This window comes from Caulobacter sp. GW821-FHT10A06 (assembly GCF_059415805.1).
Map to the genome: position 1 here is coordinate 365144 of NZ_JBWKNY010000001.1, position 17783 is coordinate 382926.

The window sequence follows — 17783 nt, forward strand, 5'->3', positions numbered from 1 at the left end:
AAGATTGCAAGACCCGCCGCTTAGGCGAGCGCTAAGAGCGGCGTTCTGCCAAGCCCTGCGCCGGGCGCCGCGTCTCCGGGCGATTGGCGCGGGCGCTGGGTTTTCGCGCCGGGGCGGCGCGCGCGCGGACCGAGGGGGCGAGTGATCCAACTGTAACGCCGGCTCAGTACGCGGGCGGCCCTGAGGTAGTATGAATAGCCAGACCAGCGGCCCAGCGGCGGGGCCGGCCAAGATCCCGGCGCGGATCCTGATCGTCGACGACGACCGCGCTATGCAAAATATGCTCACGGAGTTCTTCGGCGGCCATGGCCTGAGGCCTTCCGTGGCGGCCAACCAGGCCGAGATGGTCGAGAAGCTTGGCGACGAGCCCCACGTCATCATCCTGGACCTGCAACTCGGCGAAGACGACGGCCTGGACCTGCTTCGCCTGATCCGGGCTCAATCGGATGTGCCGGTGATTATCACCACGGGCCATCGCCGCGACGAGGTCGACAGGATCCTGGGCCTGGAACTGGGCGCGGACGACTATGTCAGCAAGCCCTTCAGTCCCCGCGAGCTCCTGGCGCGAGTGCGCGCGATCCTGCGGCGTGGCGGCGGGGTCGCCGAGCAGAAGCGCACGCGCCGGCGCAATCGGGTGCGGTTTGGCGACTGGGAGCTTGATCGGCTGACCTACACCATCCAGCGGGGTCAGGAACCGGCGATCAAGCTGACCAAGGGCGAGTACGGCCTGCTGCAGGCCTTCCTCGAGGCGCCGCAACGGGCCCTGACGCGCGAGCACCTGCTGACGGCGACCCGTATCCACGACGACGTCTTCGACCGGTCCATCGACGTCCAGATCCTGCGCCTGCGCCGCAAGCTAGAGGGCGACCCCACTGCGCCGCAACTGATCGAGACCCTTCGGGGCGTGGGATACATCTTCAACGCCGCGGTGGAGGTCCCTTGAGCCGCGCCATGGCCCTGTCGCTGGCGACGACCGTTCTGGTCTCGGGTGGCGCGTTGCAGGTCTGGGCGCAGCCTGCCACGGCGAGCCCACCGGCGGCGCGGGGCCCGTTCCGGCCCATTGCCGTGGAGCCGCCCCCGACGTCCCGTCGGGAGACCCTGCAGGTCGCCTTGGGCGAGGCGTTGTTTGCCGATACGCGGCTGTCGGGCGATGGCCGGCGGGCCTGCACGTCGTGCCACGGTGTCGGCGCCAACGGCGCCAGCGGCCGGGCGCGCGACCGCAGTCCTCAAGGGCGGCCCCTGGCCCTCAACACGCCCACCGTCTTCAACGCCGCGGCCAACTTCCGCCTCAACTGGTCGGGCAACGCCCGGACCCTGGAGGAGCAGGCCAGGGCCTCGCTGCGCAATCCGATGATCATGAACGCCGACATCGGTCAGGTCATCGCCCGGCTGAGCGCCGACCGGAGCACCGTCCGGCGCTTTGGCGACGCCTTCGGCCGGCCGCCCGACGAGGCCGGCCTGCTGCGCGCACTGGCCCGGTACGAGGCGAGCCTGGCCACGCCCGGCGCGCGCTTCGACCGTTATCTGATGGGCGACACCGCCGCCTTGAGCGCCAAGGAACAGCGCGGCTATCGCCTGTTCCGGTCGGCCGGCTGCGCCGCCTGCCACCAGGGCGCCAATGTCGGCGGCAACCTCTTCCAGCGCAGCGGGGTCTATCACCCCCTGGCGGAATTTGGCTCGCCGACTCTGCGCGTGCCGTCCTTGCGCAACGTCGCGGCGACCGCGCCCTATTTCCACGACGGCAGCGCCCGGACGCTCGAGGATGCGGTTCGCGCCATGGGCCGGGCCCAGCTCAACCGTGTCCTGTCGCCGGTCCAGGTCGATGAGATCGCCGCCTTCCTTCGGACCCTGACCGGGCAGCACCGGGGACGCGCGGTCACCGCGCCGCGCCGATGAACCGCCGGTGGCTCTATGCGGTGGCCGTTCTGGTCATCGTCCTGCTGACCGGCCTCCTGCGCAACGGCCTCCAGCCGCGCACCGCAAGGCTCGACGCCATGCAGCGGGCGCTGGAGAACTTCGAGAACGCCCAGCATGTGCTGCGCCGCGACGTCATCAGCGTGCGTGCGGGCCTTCTGCAGTCCTTCGATCCCTTGGTCAGCGACGTCCGGGCCCTGCATCGATCCCTCGATCCATTGAGCCAGGCCGGGGACGCCGAGGCGGTGGCGCCGCTGGTCGCGCGCCTGCGGGCCTCGGCGGGGCGGCAGGAGGCCCTGACCGAGGCGCTCAAGAGCGACAGCGCCCTGCTCCAAAACAGCCTGGCCTATTTCGGCACCCTCAGCGCCAAGGCCGATCCGGTCGAAAGCCCAGACCCCGAGGCCGGACGCCTGTCGGGCGCCATGCTGCGCCTGACCCTCGACACCTCGCCGGAGACCCGGCAGATCGTCGATCGCAGGATCGCGGCCTTCGCGCGTCGGCCGGCGCGGGGCTCGGCAGAGCGCGAGGCCCGGGCAGTGCTGCTGAGCCACGCGCGCCTTCTTCGCCGTCTGCTGCCGGAGGCCGACGCGCAACTGGCGAGCCTGCTGGCCGACGATGACCGCTCGGCCCGCGCGGAGCTTCGAGCCTGGATCGGCCGCGAGCGGGCGGCAGCCGAGCGCACCGCCCAGGCCTACCGCTACGCGCTCTACGCCACGGCCGTCCTCCTGACCGTGGCGATCGCCAACCTGGCCTTCAGACTCGCCGCCCACGTGACGGCCTTGCGGCGCAGGTCGGCCTTCCATCACGCCCTGGCGCAGATGTCGGCCCGGATTGTCGCGGCCCATCCCCATGAGGTGAAGGCGCGCCTGGACGAGGGCCTTTCGCGGCTGGCCGGCCACGCCGGCGCGCAAGCGGCGTTCCTGTTCGGAGAGGGCGGCTATGCCTGCGCGCGCCTCTGGCCGCCCTGTCCCGAGACCCATGCCGCCGACTGGTGTCCCACCGCCCGGCGCCTGGCCGAAGCAATCGGCGAGCGGCCGGACGGCGTCTTCCACGGCAAACTGGACTGGCCGTCGCCGGCCGGCTGCGCCCAGGCGAGGCGGCCCGATATCCTCGCGGTCAGACTGGTCAACGAGCACGGCGACCGATGCGTCCTCGGCTTCGCCCGCTTCCAGGGGCGGGTCGAGGTCCCTGCCGCCGACCTCGACGTCATCAGGCTGGCCCTCGACGTCCTGGCCGGCGCGGTCAGGCGCTCGCGCACGGAGCAGCACCGCGCGGCCCTGGAGGCGCGTCTTCGCCATGCGGGCCGCCTGGAGGCGGTCGGCGCGTTCGCCAGCGGCATCGCCCACAACTTCAACAACATCCTCGGCGCGATCGGCGGCTATGCCGAAATGGCGGCGGAACATGCGGGTGAACGATCGGTGGCCGGCCGCCACGCCGGCCAGATCGGTCTGGCCGTTGTCCGGGCTCGGCGGCTGGTCGACCAGATCCGCGACTATGGGCGACGCCCCGTCCAGCCCGCCGCGCCGATCGATCTTTCCGACCTGCTGGACGAGAGCGTAGCCTTGCTGCGCGCCGGCCACGCCCGGACCGCGACCTTCGTCGTCGGCGACGCGTCATCGGGCCTGGAAGTCCTGGGAGACCCCGAGCGCCTCCAGCAGGTGATCCTCAACCTGGCCACCAATGCGGTCCAGGCGACCGGCGGCGGCGTTGTCCGCCTGGGCCTGGCCCGCCGGTCCAATCCTGCGCCGGCCGAGCTGGCCAGCGGCGTGCTGCTGGCCGGGGACTACATTGTCCTCAGCGTCGCCGACGAGGGACCGGGGATGAGCGCCGTCACGCAGGCGCGGATCTTCGATCCGTTCTTCACCACCCGGGCCGAAGGCACGGGCCTGGGCCTGGCCACGACCGCGCAGACGGCCCGCGAGCTTGGCGGCGCCGTGGGCGTTCGGTCTTCGCCGGGACAGGGGGCGCTGTTCGAGGTGTGGCTGCCGGCCTTGGGCAGGGTCCCGACAGGCCTCCCGCCGCCATCGGGCCTGGGCCAGGCCATCTTGCTGCTGGACGCCGACCCCGAACGGCTCCGCATCGGGGAGGAGGCCATCGCGGCGCTGGGCTACGAGCCCGTGGGATTTACCAGGATCGCGGCGGCCCTGTCGGCGCTCGCGGCCTGGCCGCAGCGCTTCGACGCCCTGGTGGTGCGCACCGGTCAGGCCGACCTCGTCGGCGCCTTGCGCGAGGCCGCCCAGGGCCTGGGCATGATCGTTGTCGCCGAGGGGGCAGATCCGGCGGCCCTTGGCGCGGCGGCGGCGTCGGCCGGCCATTGCCAAATCGCGGCCTGGCCGCTGGAGCCGGACATCCTCATGCAGGCGGTGGGGGCGGGCGGGCTGACCTCGGTTTGAACAAGAACGCCATCCGGCGTTCAGCTACCCAGGTCGGCGAGGCCGGGCCGCCGGAAAGCCCAAGGGCGTTTGATGCGGCCGGCGTGTCCTGAAGGGAGCCTTTGAATGTCGCTCGACCGCTATCCCGTCGGCCTGCAACTGGACGTCACGTTCGAAGCCTTTCAGGCCACGCTCACGCTGATTTCGGACGCCCAGCTGAAGTTCGAAATCAAGTCGGGGCCGTTCGCCCACGCCGAGACCGTCGATATCCACGTCGTCCCGCTTGGAAACAGCCTCTTCGTCGTCAGCTGGAAGGAGGCGGCTGGGGCGACCGTGACCCACGTCCAGGACTTCGACCGTGGCGTCATCCATTCCCACGCCACCCTTACGGACGGCCAGTTTCTGCGCATGAGCGGGCCGATGACGATCATCAAGCCGGCCGATCAGGGGGCGGACCAGCGTCCCGGGCGCAACAAGGCTCTGGTGGTCGAGGCGATGACGAGCCTCTTCCAGCGCCGTGACGCCGCCGCCGTCGAGCGCCTCTATGCCGTCGATTACGTCCAGCACAATCCTCACATCCCGCAGGGGCGGGGGGCGCTGAAGGCGCTGGTCGAGCAGCTGTCGCCCGACGTCTACTACGAGCCTGGTCTGATCGTGGCCGAAGGCGACCTCGTCGCCATCCATGGCCGGATTCGGGGCTGGGCCGACGCCCCGCAGGTGGTCGTGGATCTTTTCCGCGTCGCGGACGGCAAACTCGCCGAGCACTGGGACGTGCTCCAGGACGAGGTCGCGGCCGATGCCGCCTTGGCCGGCCTGGCGATGTTCGACCCCGATGAGGCCAAGCGCGCGCCGGCGGCTTGAGGGTTCGTGGCGGCCTGGCGTTGAGCCCTCCAGGGCACGGCGTTACGTGCTCTGGAGGGCCGCCGCTCAAGCGCAGGGTCTTCTGCTTCCGATCCAGGGCCGTGCCAGGACCGGCGAACGCTTGGCCCCCGGACCTCCCGATGCTCGACGAGGGAGGCCGCAGGCGGCGCTTCTTGATCCGACTTTCCGGCCAGGGACTTGAAACGGCAAGGAAAGACGGGTTTCAGCCGTAACAGGGCGTCTAGGACGCGCAGCGGATCGTGGTCGCGGCGAACTGGTCATGAGGCCCGCTGGCGCGCGGCAAGGCGCGGGCCTGGCAAGGCTTGCCGGCAGGATCGACGGCCGCCTGGCCGGCGGCCACGCGGCTCAGGCGGGGATCGAACACCGAGTAGGTCACGCCCGCGCAGACATAGGCATTCTGGTAGGGCGAGGATTTGTGACCCGGATTGATGCGGCTGATCAGGGTACAGGGACGATCCTGGTCGTCGCGGACCAGGGGCGCGGCGTGCGTCGGCAGGGCGGGCGCGATGGCCGCGGCGGCCAAGGCGAAGCTCACGACGAAGCGGCGGGCAAATTTCAACATGGGGCGTCTCCGGGATTATTCAGCCCGCGGGCGCGGGATCGGCGCGCGGACGAAAGGGGAGCCCTGGTCATAGATCGGCGCCCAGCGCTGGCCGCCCAATGCTTGGTTACAAGCGTCATGCGTGGCGTTGTTTCGGGTTACAGTCGTCGCTTTTATGACGTGCTGGCGTCAGTCTGCTGACCTGCACGCCAGGTGAATTCGCAGAGCACGATCCGAGGGTGCGACGAATGTTTCAGCTGTAGTCATTTGGTGATCCGAAGACTGTGATCTTCGAGTGACTTTGACGCATGCGGCTCTAGGAAGGTCCGTCGTTCGCCCGCTCGTCGAGCGTGGGCGAGACGCCAACGCATCCCTCCGAAAGGCGCGACACGCTCATGATCGATGCAGCACATTGGGCCGTCGGCCTCTGGATCTTCGTTCCGGCGGCCATCGCCTTTCGCCTGGCGACCCTGGCCCTGTCGCGGCGTAACGAGGCGCGACTGCGCCAGGCCGGCGCGGTGGAGGTGGGCGACCGAAACAGCCGGGACCTGACCCTGGCTCACATCGTCATCTATCTGGCCGCCATCGCCGAGGGCCTGCTGCGCGGCCTGCCGACGGACGTGCTCTCCGCCTCCGGCGTGGCGCTCTACGGGTTTGGCGCGGTGATGCTCATCCTGGTCATCCGCGGCCTAGGCCGGATCTGGACCGTGAAGGTCTTTCTGGCTTCGGACCATGTCCTGGTGCGCAGCTGGCTGTTTCGCAGCGTGCGGCATCCCAACTACTATCTGGCCATCGTGCCGGAGCTCGTGGGGCTGGTGCTGGCCATGCACGCCTTCGTCACTCTGGCCGCGATGCTTCCGATCTACGGCGCCTTGCTGGCGATCCGCATCCGGCTCGAGGAAGCGGCGATGCGCGAGCGGTTCGCCGCCTACTGACCATCGAGATTGCGCACGACCCGCCGCGCGGGCGCAGTTTTCATCAATCCGGCACGGGCTCCAAGTCCTACGACCGGGGATGCCAAGTCGTCGAGCGCTCGCCGCAAGATGATGTGGCCGGATCGACAACACTCTCATCATCATCTCTAGCACGGCGCAGTGGCGCCGCCAGCAAGGCCGCCGCCATGCCCGCCCATTACCTCGCGCTCAATTTCCTCGTCGCGCTGTTTGCACTGATCAATCCGATCGGCAATCTGCCGGTGTTCGCGGCTATGACGTCCAGCGCCAACCCGAGAGCGCGGCGCAAGATCGCCCTCTATATCGGCGTGTTCATCATCGGGCTCCTGGGCCTGTTCTATCTCACCGGCTTGGCCCTGCTGCAGGTGTTCGGCATCTCGCTGTCAGCTTTCCGGATCGCCGGCGGGGCCATCCTCTTCCTGCTGGGCCTGGACATGGCTCGCAACGACCTGGCGGGCGGCGACGAGACCGATGAGCTGGCGGCGCTGGTCGATCATCCCACCTATGCGCGCCGCTTGTTCGAACGCATCCTCGTGCCGTTCGCCATCCCGATCCTGATCGGACCCGGCGCCATCTCCACGGTCGTGATCTACGCCAGTGAAACCCGCTCGCAGGGCCTGGACGCCATGGTCGCGGGGGTCATCGGCATCATCGCTGCCTCGGTGGCTGTCGTCGCCGTTCTGTGGGCCACGCCGGTGATCTCGAAGCTGCTGGGGCGGGTTGGCATGACCGTGACAGTGCGAGTGCTGGGTCTGATCCTCTGCGCCATGGCGGTGCAGTTCATGATCATGGGCGCGGCCGACGCCACCCACGGCTTCATCCGCCAGGATACCGCGCGTCCTTACTGAGCCGAGCGCCGGTTACGGCTGTAGCCGGAGCCGGCGCCGCCGACATTCCCGCGTAGCCGCGCGCCGATAGGGTCGGATCGACCCCGCCGCCTCGACGCCGCTGGCGCTCCCAACAGACCTTCGAAAGAGAGCGCGGCGGACGCCGCGACCATCGCCCATGAAAATGATCGTCGCCTACGTCAAACCCTTCAAGCTTGAGGACGTGCGCGAAGCGCTCGTCGAGGCCGGGGCCGAAGGCCTGACCATCTCCGAAGTCCGGGGCTTTGGCCGCCAGAAGGGCAAAACGGAGATCTATCGGGGCGCCGAGTACGAGGTGACGATGATCCCCAAGATCAAGCTGGAGGCGGTCTTGCCCGATGAGTCCGTGCCGGGCGCCCTGGCCGCGATCCAGGAAGCGGCGGCGACCGGCCGTATCGGCGATGGCAAGATCTTCGTCCTGGACGTGACGGCGGCGCTGCGGATCCGCACCGGGGAGACGGGCCTGGCCGCGCTCTGATCAGCCGCGCGGCCGGCGGTGATCTCGATAGATCGCCAGGCCCGACAGCACCGCCCAGGCCACGCCGGCGCTCCATCCGGCAAGGACGTCGCTGCTCCAGTGGACGCCCAGATAGAGACGGCTCAGCCCGACCAGCAGCGCCGCGAGCACGGCCAGGGCGAGAATGGTGGCGCGCAGGCTGCGGCTGCGCGTCCCGCGCATGATGACGATGGCCGTCGTCAGCAAGATCGCCGTCGCCAGCAGGGTATGGACGGACGGAAAGCTCGACCCCTGAGCGTCGATGGCGCGATAGGCCAGGCCAGGGCGTTCACGCTGGATGAGGGCCTTCAGCGCTTGGCCGATCGCCAGGCTCCCGATGGCGCCCAAGGTGATGAGGATGGCGTCACGCCCGCGCCCGCGCAGGGCCAGCACCACGACCACCAGGCCGGCCAGCAGGCCAAGCGCCGTTGGCGACACCCGCGCGGTGACGGCGATGGCGGCGTTGAGCAGCCACGGTGGTCCGAGCGCTCGGCCCGGCTCGACCGGCGCGCGCAGGGCGTCCAGAACCTGGGAATCGAAGGCTTGTGCAACGCCCGCCAGGACCAGGCCCACCGTGGCGATGAAGAGGCCGGTGGAAACGCACGCGACCAGACGCAGGGGGCGGTGACCGTCGCGGCCGAGGGCAGGCGGCATGTCGCGGATCCTCTGGGAGGGGCGGGGGCCGGCCAGGCCGCGATGGGCCTGGCCGGCGAAGGGTCAGAAGAACTGGGAGGCGTTGCGCTTCCGGGCTTGCTCCAGCGCCTGGGTCAGGGCCGTACGAGCATCGTAGAGGGCGAACTCGCCCGCCAGCGCCTGGGCGCGCTGCTTGAACCCCTTCTGGCCCAGCACCTGCTTGAGGGCTTCGGCCATCTGCGCATTGGTCGGCTCGTCGGTGTCCAGACTGACGCCAGCGCCCGACCAGGCCACCCGCGCGGCGACCTCCTTCTTGTCCTCGGTCGTGCCGGCCACGACGATCGGCACGCCTTGGGCCAGAGCCTGGAGCACGCCGCCGAAGCCGCCGTTGGTCACCAGGGCGTCGATCTTGGGAAGGATCCAGTCGAACGGCAGATAGTCGGCCACCCGCACATTGTCGGGCAAGCGCTCGGCGCCGGATACGGCTCGGCCGCCGCCGGTGGCGACGATCAGGGTATTCTTGTCGTCGGCCAGGGCCGCCACCGTCGGGGCCAGCAGGCGCTGCATGTCGCCGTTAGCGACCGTGCCCTGGGTGACGAGGACCACCCGGCGGTAGTTGTCGAGATCCGAGGCCCAACTGGGCGCATCGACCGGAGCCGGAGGCTGGGGCGGCAGGCCCATGAAGCGGAAGTTGGCCGGTAGGTGTCCGGACGGGTATTCAAACCCCGGCACGCCTGACTGCAGGTAGATGTCGGCGTTGCGGATGTTGGCGCGCAGGAAGTCGCTGTTGGGCTCGCCCAGGTTCAGGCTAGCCAGGACGTCGGCATAGATCGCCTGGATTGGTTCCAGCAGGCCCGCGACCATCGGCGCGACGACATCGCGATAGTGGATCCGCTCCTCGGGGACGTCAGTGAAGGGCGCGCCCGGACCAAACGGCCCCAGGTCGGTGCGCGGCAGGGGCGGCGGGCAGATGCCGCATTGGATCACGGTCGGTCGCGGCGCGTGATTGCGCAGGATCAGCGGCAGGGCGCCGTAGAACAGGCCCTCGGTCAGAATGACCTCGGCGGGCCATTGCAGCAGAAGCTGGCGCAACCCTTCATCCTGCTGCGCGATCGCGCCCAGGAACATCTTCTCGAAATCGAGCGCGACCTGGTCGTGGGCCGGCAGCGCGGCGCGGCCTTCGAAGCAGGCGTCAATGTCGGTGAGGTCGAAGTCGACCGGGGCGGGAAGGGGATGGAACTTCAGGCCCAGGCTCGTGACCCGCGCCTGCATGGTGGTGCCGGTATAGACGCAGATCTCGTGGCCCTGCTGGGCCAGGAAGCAGCCGACGCCGAGCATCGGGTTGATGTGGCCGCCCGCTGGCAGGGCGGCGATGATGATCTTCATGGGGGAGCCTTGTCTGAACCGCATCGGGCGCGGCGGAGACGCTCTCACTAGACGCTCGCGCCGCGGGGCTCTTGGCGGCTTGCCGCGCCCGGTGGCGGATCATGCTGTCTTGTCGCTTTGCGCCCCTTTTTTCCCTGGGCGAGGGGACGGCTCCAGACCTAGGCCGGCCCGCCCAGGCGGCGGTAGGCGCCGGGCCCCACGCCAGTGGCGCGCTTGAAGAGCCGGCTGAAATGGCTCTGGTCGGCATAGCCGCAGGCCATGGCGATCTCGGCCAGCGGAAGGTCGCCCGCCAGCAGCTCGCGGGCGCGATCCAGGCGCCGGGCCTGCAGCCAGACGTGGGGCGACTGGCCCGTGGAGGTCTTGAAGGCCCGCGAGAAGTGGGCCACCGAAAGGCCGCACTGGGCGGCGACCTCGGGCAGCGACAGGTCCTTGCGCAGGTTGTCGGCCAGCAATTCCTTGGCGCGCGACAGCTGCCAGGGCGCCAGCTCGCCGTTGCGGAAGACATGGGGCCGCATGCCGCCATAGGTGTGGGCGACATGCCCGCCCAGAGCCATGCCGACATGGTCGAAGAAGAGGCTGCTGGTCGGGGTGGCCATGTCCAGGGCGGCCAGCAACAGCGGGCGCGCGGCGGTGAGCACCGGATCGACCGTGCGCCATTGCTCGGGCGGCCGCAGGTCCTCGACGGGCGCGGCGGCGACATCCTCCGCCAGGTCCCGCAAGGCGAGCTTCGGGATGTGGATGTGCAGGCTATCGACCGCGGTGGAAACCAGGCCCACCGGCTCGGTCGCCAGGTCGATGATGTGGATATGGCCCTCGGGGCTGCTGAGGGCCGGCTGGAACTTGCCGTCCACCCAGAAGTCGTGGGCGGGATGGTCGCGTAGCTGGTAGATCAGCAGGAAGCCGTCCTTGTCCGCCATCGAGAAGGCTTGCGGCTGCAGCACCTCCTCGCGCTTGAAGCGCCTGACGGTAATGGCGGCGCGGCGCGTCGCGGCCCGGACAGACCGGGTCTCCGGGGCGAGAAAATCCACCGGATCGAAGAGCTGGCTGGGGAGCGGCTTCAACATCGGGCGACCAAGGGGCGGCGAGCGGCGGCCAGGCGCGGGGAGCGCCGATGCGCCTGAAGGATGCGACTGAACTTCCAGCATCGTGCGGTTTCCGGCTTGTCGTTTCCTGCTACCGCCGCGACCCCGCTGATCCGTGGGATCGACGGCGCGGCGCGCAAGCCAAGGTCTTGAGGTGAGCTCCCGCCGTGGGCCATCAGGAGCAGGGGAAGCTCCGGCGCTGTTCGGCTCCGGAACCCAGGCTGCACCCCTTGGCGGGCATGACGGGGACCATCTCTATGTAGGGCGTTTGCGGTGTCTCGCCAGGGGCCAGCCGCATCGGCGCGGCCGGGCCTGTTGGACCAAGCGACCGGATGTACCGGTAGAGCGAGCGCTTGTTGGCGTCGGTCATGGCGTGGGTGACCGGCCATGGCATCGGCGGGGCGTCGGTGCGGCTGCCTAGCATGGCCACCCAGTCGTCCTCGGAGATATTCTCCGCCGTCAGGCGCAGATTGCTGGCGTAGGTGACGCCCCAGGGCCCGTGGAAGCCGACGGGGCTCCCCTTCAGCCATTCCGTTTCCGGCGTCTTGCCTTCGGCCTGCAGGAAGCCCGCCGTATGGCAGTCGTTGCAGCCGCCGACCCGCGTCAGATAGCGGCCAACCTCGATGTCGCTCGCGCCCGAGACCTCGGTGACGGCCGGCGGAGCCTTGGCGGCGGGCGCGCAGCCCGCGGTCAGTCCCGCCAGGAGCAGCAGAGCCGATAGGGTTTTCATGATCTGATCCAATGTCCGGTCTGGCCGCCCTGGATGCCGGACCCCGGCTACCGGCGGATGTCTCCGCGCGAGCCGATGGGTTTCAGCTGAAACCGGGGCAGGGGTATCGCCGCCCTTGCGGGTGCGTGGGGAAGGGTCAGGGCGCGGGGGCCTCACCAGCCGAGGTCCAGCTGGCAAGGCCCGCATCCTGTAGGGCCAGGCCGGTGATGGCCGCCCAATCCAAGGCCTCGCCGCCCTGGGCGATCAGGCGCGTCGAACGCTCGCGCAGCAGCCCGCCCAGCGGCATGGGAACGTCCAGCGCCTCGGCCTCGGCCAGGATCAGGTTGATGTCCTTGCGGCCCAGAGCCGCCCGCATGCCCGGAGGCGAGAAGGCTTGGGTCGCGATCAGCGCGCCGTAGATTCTGTAGATCGGGCTGTCGAACAAGGTTGTGGTCAGGACCTCTAGGAACTGCTCGCGATCGACGCCGCCCTTGCCGACCAGGGCCATCGCTTCGCCCATGGCCTCGATGGCCGAGGCGGTGAGGAAATTGACGCCCAGTTTGACGAGGCTGGCCGCGCGGGGGTCCTCCGACAGTACGAAGACCTTGCGGCCCATCGCCTCGAGCAAGGGCTGGGTCCGCTCAAGGACCTCCGCGGGGCCGGCGGCGAGAATAGCCAGCTGGCGGGCGGCGGCGGCGGCCGGGCGTCCGATGACCGGCGCCGTGACCAGATGCTGGCTGGCCGCCGCATGCGCGGCTTCCATCCGGCTCACCAGGGCGCCGCTGAGCGTCGAGCACGCCACATGGACCGCGCAGGGCGCCAGGGAGGCGATCAGGCCTTCCGGAGCGAAGGCAACGGCCTCCATCGCCCTGTCGTCGGACAGCATCGTGAAGACGAAGTCCGCGCCGACGCAGGCTTGCGCCAAGCTGGACGCCACCCGGGCGCCGACGAGCGTCTTCAGCGTCTCGGGCGCGGGGGTGCGATTGTAGACCGTGACGGCGTGTCCCGCCGACAGCAGGCTGGCCGCCATGGGCGCGCCCATCCGGCCCAGTCCGATAAAGGCCAGGTGCATGATCTCTCCGGAGGGATCTGGACGCCGGCGCGGACGCGCGTCGGCGTCGAAGGGTCAGCGCAGGTGGTAACCGCCGTCGACGATCAGATCGACGCCGTTGACCCCCGGGGTGTCCAGGAGGAAGAGCGCCGAGCGCGCCACGTCCTCGGTGGCCAGCAGCCGGCCCTCGGGCGTGCGCTCGATAATCGCGTCGACGAACGGCTTGGGCGCGGTCTGGAACATCTCGGTGTCACCGATCGCTCCGGGCAGCAGGGCGTTGACCCGGACGGGCGCCAGTTCCACGGCCAGGGTGCGGGTGAGGCCGATCACGCCGCCGTTGACGGTCGAGATCGAGGTCGATCCCGGATAGGGACGCACGAAGCCGAGGCCCGCGAACAGGACGATGCTGGAGGCCGGACCCAGGCGATCGGCCAGGGTCGCGGCCACCGTCGAATAGCCGATCAGCTTGAGGCCGACAGCGCGCTGGGCCGCGACCATGTCGTAGTCGCGAATGGTGTTGCGATCGCGCTCCACGGCGTTGAGCACCAGATGGTCGATCGGACCCAGGTCGGCGAGCGCCGCGCGGATGGTTTCGGGCTTGGTCAGATCCAGCGCCAGGCCGCGGCAGCCTTCGCCTAATTCGGCGGCGGCGGCGGCGGCGCGACCGGCGTCACGGCTGGTGAGAATGACCTGCTCGCCGCGTTCGGCCAGCAGCCGGGCGACGGTCTTGCCGATGCCGCCCGTAGCGCCCACGACGAGGGCCGTCTTCTTGGAATTGGACATGGTGGTTCCAGTTGGTAGCTAGGGTTTTCAGAGGCGCGCCGCCGGCGGTCGAGACCGCGACGGTCCGGAGGGCCATCGCGGGAGACCGCGACAGGCGCCGTGTTCGCGGGCTGGATTTAGAGGTTCAGGGCCCAGCGATCTTGCCGACTTCGCGCACGCCTGCCGCGATCCTGCTGTCGTCGTGCAGGGCTAAGGCCAGGGCCAGGGCGTGGGGCATCGGCCGCGGCGAGAGAGCCGGCGGCAGGGCCGCTGCGCTGGAGCGGGAGATGGACTATGCGGCTCGACCGCGTGTCGTCGCGGCGCGGCCGGCGGTCACGTGGTCTGGTTCAGGCGGTCTGGTTCAGGCGCCGCCAGGCGACCGGACTTGCGCCGACGTCCCGCTTGAAGATGCGCGAGAAATGGCTGTGGTCGCCAAAACCGCAGGCCCGAGCGATCTCGGTGATCGACGGGCCCTTCTTTATCAGCATCGCCTGGGCGGTCTCCATGCGCCGGCCCTGGAGCCACGCATGGGGCGTCACGCCTGTCGCCTGCTTGAAGCCGCGCGAGAAGTGGGCGACCGAAAGGCCGCAAGCGCCGGCGATATCGACCAGGGCGACCGAGCGGGCCAGACTTTCGTCCATCAAGGCCTTGGCGCGCTTGACCTGCCAGGGGGCCAGGCCACCGGTGCGCGGCTTCTCGGCGCGAACGCCATAGGCCTCGGTAAGATGGGTCACGACGCCCCAGACCAAATGCTCCACATAGAGCTTGCTGAGGTTTCCCGCGTTCAGCGCGTGGGTCAGCATCGGGGCCAACTGGATCATCTTGGGGTCGTGGGTCATCCAGCCCGCCGGAGCCCGCAGGCCCTGGTAGGTCTCAGGGCGCGACGGCGGCGCAAGGTCATTGAGCGCCTGCTGCGGAAGCAGGATGTGCAGACTGTCGAGAGCGCCCTCTGTGCGAACGCTGGCCGGTTCGCTGACATCGATCAGGTTCATCTGGCCGGAGCTGACCGGCGGGGTCGGGACGTGCTTGCCGCCGAGCCAAAGGTCATGGGCGGGATGGTCGTTCATCTGGAACACGAGCAGTTGGGCGTCCTGCGGCTCCATCGCCATCGTCGTACCCCCGGGCGCGGCGTCATGGCGAACGCGCGTCACCGTTACCGCCGATCGCTCGGTCTCCAGGCTCAGCTTGGAAGCGCCGCCTTCGATCGGGTGAAGCAGGACGGGGTGGTACACGGGACGCGATCCAATGGGAGAGGAGGCAAACCAGATGGGAGGACGACAGCATCGCCACCGAAGCTGTTGCAGATGGCGATCTGACGCTCGCTTTTCAATGTCCCGACCCAAGGGCGGAAATAGGGCTCGCCGATATACCCAGGGATAGACGCGCTAAACCCGCGCCATGGACCAGCAGACGGATGGACGGCTGGGGGCGCGCCAAGCCGCGCCATAAGGTTTGGCTCATCGAACACCGGTTCGCCGGCAGCGGAGGTGACCATGACCTATCATTTCGCAGACATCGCGCCGGGTTCGTTGCCGTTGCGCGGACAAGCCCGCCAAGCCAGCGGCGGCTGGCGCGACCCGCGCGGCGGCCTCCGGACGGAACCGCGGTCCTGGCCAGAGGCCGTCGATGGCGCCGAATCCGGCGAACCGGATCCCGCCAGGGATCGCCGCCGTCCCCCGCAGCGGAACACGCAGTTGGCGCCGTGGGGCGTGAAGAAGGTGATCGCCTTCATCGAAGCCAATGTGGACGCGAGCCTCGAGATCGAGACCCTGGCTGGCCTCGTGCGACTCAGCTGCGCCCATTTCACGCGATGCTGCAGGAACACCTTTGGGCTTCCACCCCACGCGCTGGTCATCCGTCATCGCATCGCCCGGGCCCAGGCCCTCATGCTCGGCGGCCATGAGCCCCTCAGCCAGATCGCCCTGGCCTGCGGCTTCGCCGACCAGGCGCATTTCTCGCGGACGTTCCGTCAGTGGGTCGGCGAGACGCCACGGGCATGGCGCCGCGAGAATTGGGTCGAAGCGGCAGCTTGAGAGGGCGTTCGCTGAACGCCTTGCTGTGCGGGCGGCCCGACGTTCCGGGCCGCCCGCCGCAGTCTACTTCTTGGGCTTTGTGCCAAACAGGTTCGGCGCGTTCGCTGGCCCAAAGGTCAAGGTCACCAGAAAGGTCTTGTCCTGCAAAAGATCCGAGTCGCCGTCGGCCTCGCCGTAGCTCACGCCGGCCCACACCCCGCCTTCGGCGTTGCTGATAAGCCGTTTGCCGGAAACCAGCCATCGCTCGCCCTCTCGCGAGAACGCCGATTGGGTGGGGTCCTTGGCGTCGATGTCGATCCATCCATACTGGCCGGTCAGCTGGGTCTTCTGCGTTACCCGCTCTAGGCCCACCCAGATGTCCGTACTGTTGGCCTTGAACTCCTTGATGGTGTCGTCGCCGGTGTCGAGCGTCTCATCCCGGCCGATCCGACCGCTAACACCCACCATGAGGTAGCGAAGCGGCCCCTTGCCATCCACGCCCGCCTTGGCGCCGAAGAGTTTGGCGACCGGATAGCGAAAGCCCACCCACGCGGCGGCGCCGGCCGGATCCAGATCCTCCAGGTCGCCCTGATTGCCGGTCCACAGCGTGGCCAGGCCAACATTCAGCTGAGGCTGGTAGAGGGCCTGCAGCGAAGCCTTTTGCGCGCAGGCCTTGGCCTCTTCGATCAGTCCCAGGTCGGTGCTGAACACCAAGCTGGCCTTGGTCACGCCTTCTTGGCGATCCTTGATCAGCTTACGTAACGGCGCGACGTACCTGGCGCGCTCATCGTCGGTGAGGGCTGGTTCTTGTCCCTCGCCCAGTTTGGGCATCACCTGCAGAGCATCGAGCCGACCTTTGAAATAGCTGACCGCATTGGCGTCTTTGTTCTTGGCTGCGTCGGCAATCAGCACCTGCAGCGCGCTGATCACTTTGGCGTCCGGCTCGGGCGGCGCGGGCGGCGGAACACCGCCGACGGGGTCGAACAGCCGCGCCAGGGTGGCGCGGCTTCCGGACTTCAGAGGCTGGCCGCTGGCGATGGACTGTTCCAAGATCTGAAGGTTCGTCACGTCCGTGGAGAACCGCGTGGTTGCTTCGCGCTGGGCCTGCTTGTTCGGAATCTTGTCGACGCAGTCGTCATAGAGGTAGCCGCGCGTGGCGCTGCCCGGGAGTAAGGCGCTCCTCTGAAGGACCGGGTCACTGGCCTTCAAGAGAGAAGTGCTCAGGGCAAGGGCCATTCTGGACGCCTTGGCCTTTTTGGGATCGCCATCGCCATCGTCGCCGTTCGTCGCCGCCCATCCCAATCGCAAGCGCTGCAACGCTTGGAGGGCGCCCGGCGTGTTGCGGTAGGCCTCCAATGTCTGATTTCTCGGGATGCCGAAGAGCCAGGCGGGGGCCACATCGAGGGCGGCCGACTGGCCGGCGGCGCCGCTGCCGAGGGCGGGCAGGCTGATGACGAAGGGCTTCAGGCTCGACGAGGTCGTCGTCTTGTCAGCCGAGAGCCCCGCCAGATTAAGCGCTGGCAAGGAGGGCGTCCCGTAGTCAAATCCGAAGATGCCTTCGTTCTCCGGCAGTTTCGAGACGATCGATGCGGTCGCCGGCTCCTGGGCCTCGGCATGGGTCGCGATCAGAACGGCGAGGGTCGTCAGGACAAGCGCTCTGGCCAGCATCAGTTCAGCTCCACGCTGAAGACGAACTGAGCCGTGGTCGCGCTGGTGATCTTGCCAAGCCCGACCTCGCCGTGCGGTCCGCTTGGGACGTCTTCGCCGTTCAGTTCGGCGGCGAGAGGCTCACCATCCTGACTGATCGCCAGCCACGCGTGCGCCGAGCCGCCGATCGAGAACGGCTGCATGATGAGGAGGAAAGGAAGTGGGTTATCGGATCGCGTCCAGTGGGCGACCATGCCGCTCGGGATCGCGTAGTCGAAGGCGCCGCCTCGCGGATCGCCAAGCTTGGGTTGGATAAGGGCGCCCGGCAGCCCCATGTCCGCGCCCAGGCCCGCGCCGAGATAGCGCAGCTCGATGGTTCCGTTGGCCCGATCACCCAGATAGGCGCGTAGGAACAAGCTCTTGTTTCTTCGACCTTGGAATAGCATGCCTCTGTTCCCCCTGGACAAAGCGTTGAAT

Annotated in this window: 18 protein-coding genes; 8 read left to right on the forward strand and 10 right to left on the reverse strand. The window is 68.9% G+C overall.

The features are described from left to right. The first annotated feature begins 190 nt into the window (after window positions 1-190). From AC07NF_RS01670 to AC07NF_RS01685, 4 genes are all read left to right on the forward strand, one after another. Entirely contained in the window at window positions 191-943 is a 753-nt protein-coding gene (locus tag AC07NF_RS01670) for a response regulator (RefSeq protein ID WP_494631689.1), read from the forward strand. Beyond that, window positions 940-1896, forward strand: coding sequence for a cytochrome-c peroxidase (locus AC07NF_RS01675; protein ID WP_494655318.1), 957 nt, complete (start codon window positions 940-942; stop codon window positions 1894-1896). Before AC07NF_RS01670 ends, AC07NF_RS01675 begins: the two co-directional genes overlap by 4 nt. Further along, on the forward strand, window positions 1893-4307 hold the full coding sequence (locus AC07NF_RS01680) for a two-component system VirA-like sensor kinase (protein WP_494631687.1): 2415 nt from the start codon (window positions 1893-1895) through the stop codon (window positions 4305-4307). Before AC07NF_RS01675 ends, AC07NF_RS01680 begins: the two co-directional genes overlap by 4 nt. 105 nt (window positions 4308-4412) lie before the next feature. Next, entirely contained in the window at window positions 4413-5147 is a 735-nt protein-coding gene (locus AC07NF_RS01685) for a nuclear transport factor 2 family protein (protein WP_494631686.1), read from the forward strand. 241 nt (window positions 5148-5388) lie between these two features. Here the strand turns inward: AC07NF_RS01685 and AC07NF_RS01690 are convergent, their stop codons facing one another. After that, complete coding sequence (locus AC07NF_RS01690; RefSeq protein WP_494631685.1) at window positions 5389-5730, reverse strand: hypothetical protein; 342 nt, start codon at window positions 5728-5730, stop codon at window positions 5389-5391. Between the two features lie 374 nt (window positions 5731-6104). Between AC07NF_RS01690 and AC07NF_RS01695 the strand changes: the two genes are divergently transcribed. The 3 genes from AC07NF_RS01695 (at window position 6105) to AC07NF_RS01705 (ending at window position 8006) form a co-directional block, all read left to right on the forward strand. After that, the gene (locus tag AC07NF_RS01695) at window positions 6105-6644 is read left to right on the forward strand and encodes an isoprenylcysteine carboxylmethyltransferase family protein (protein WP_494631684.1); all 540 of its coding nucleotides are present in this window, start codon (window positions 6105-6107) and stop codon (window positions 6642-6644) included. Window positions 6645-6829: 185 nt separating this feature from the next. Next, window positions 6830-7510 (forward strand): MarC family protein, encoded by a 681-nt coding sequence (locus tag AC07NF_RS01700; protein WP_494631683.1) that lies wholly within the window; start codon window positions 6830-6832, stop codon window positions 7508-7510. 157 nt (window positions 7511-7667) lie between these two features. Beyond that, window positions 7668-8006: a P-II family nitrogen regulator gene (locus AC07NF_RS01705; RefSeq protein ID WP_494631682.1), complete on the forward strand. Its 339-nt coding sequence runs from the start codon at window positions 7668-7670 to the stop codon at window positions 8004-8006. On the opposite strand, the gene AC07NF_RS01710 is transcribed toward AC07NF_RS01705, so the two are convergent. The 7 genes from AC07NF_RS01710 to AC07NF_RS01740 form a co-directional block, all read right to left on the reverse strand. Then, window positions 8007-8678 carry a phosphatase PAP2 family protein gene (locus AC07NF_RS01710; protein ID WP_494631681.1) on the reverse strand — a complete coding sequence of 224 codons (672 nt, stop codon included), beginning with the start codon at window positions 8676-8678 and terminating at the stop codon, window positions 8007-8009. Between the two features lie 63 nt (window positions 8679-8741). After that, window positions 8742-10043: a glycosyltransferase gene (locus AC07NF_RS01715; RefSeq protein WP_494631680.1), complete on the reverse strand. Its 1302-nt coding sequence runs from the start codon at window positions 10041-10043 to the stop codon at window positions 8742-8744. Between the two features lie 158 nt (window positions 10044-10201). After that, complete coding sequence (locus AC07NF_RS01720) at window positions 10202-11107, reverse strand: helix-turn-helix domain-containing protein (protein ID WP_494631679.1); 906 nt, start codon at window positions 11105-11107, stop codon at window positions 10202-10204. A 193-nt stretch (window positions 11108-11300) separates the two neighbouring features. After that, window positions 11301-11855, reverse strand: coding sequence for a cytochrome C (locus AC07NF_RS01725; protein WP_494631678.1), 555 nt, complete (start codon window positions 11853-11855; stop codon window positions 11301-11303). A 136-nt stretch (window positions 11856-11991) separates the two neighbouring features. Next, window positions 11992-12906 (reverse strand): NAD(P)-dependent oxidoreductase, encoded by a 915-nt coding sequence (locus AC07NF_RS01730; RefSeq protein ID WP_494631677.1) that lies wholly within the window; start codon window positions 12904-12906, stop codon window positions 11992-11994. A gap of 54 nt (window positions 12907-12960) precedes the next feature. Then, on the reverse strand, window positions 12961-13668 hold the full coding sequence (locus AC07NF_RS01735; protein ID WP_494631676.1) for an SDR family NAD(P)-dependent oxidoreductase: 708 nt from the start codon (window positions 13666-13668) through the stop codon (window positions 12961-12963). A 326-nt stretch (window positions 13669-13994) separates the two neighbouring features. Next, window positions 13995-14879, reverse strand: a complete 885-nt coding sequence (locus AC07NF_RS01740) for an AraC family transcriptional regulator (RefSeq protein WP_494631675.1) — start codon at window positions 14877-14879, stop codon at window positions 13995-13997. A 261-nt stretch (window positions 14880-15140) separates the two neighbouring features. On the opposite strand from AC07NF_RS01740, the gene AC07NF_RS01745 reads away from it, so the two are divergent. After that, window positions 15141-15680, forward strand: coding sequence for a helix-turn-helix domain-containing protein (locus AC07NF_RS01745; protein ID WP_494631674.1), 540 nt, complete (start codon window positions 15141-15143; stop codon window positions 15678-15680). 63 nt (window positions 15681-15743) lie between these two features. Here AC07NF_RS01745 and AC07NF_RS01750 read toward each other — a convergent pair whose 3' ends face one another. Together AC07NF_RS01750 and AC07NF_RS01755 are read right to left on the reverse strand one after the other, a co-directional pair. Then, a complete protein-coding gene (locus AC07NF_RS01750; protein WP_494631673.1) occupies window positions 15744-17327 on the reverse strand; it encodes a hypothetical protein in 1584 nt (527 codons plus the stop codon). Further along, on the reverse strand, window positions 17327-17722 hold the full coding sequence (locus AC07NF_RS01755; protein ID WP_494631672.1) for a hypothetical protein: 396 nt from the start codon (window positions 17720-17722) through the stop codon (window positions 17327-17329). The genes AC07NF_RS01750 and AC07NF_RS01755 overlap by 1 nt, the downstream gene beginning before the upstream one ends. Between the last annotated feature and the right edge of the window lie 61 nt (window positions 17723-17783).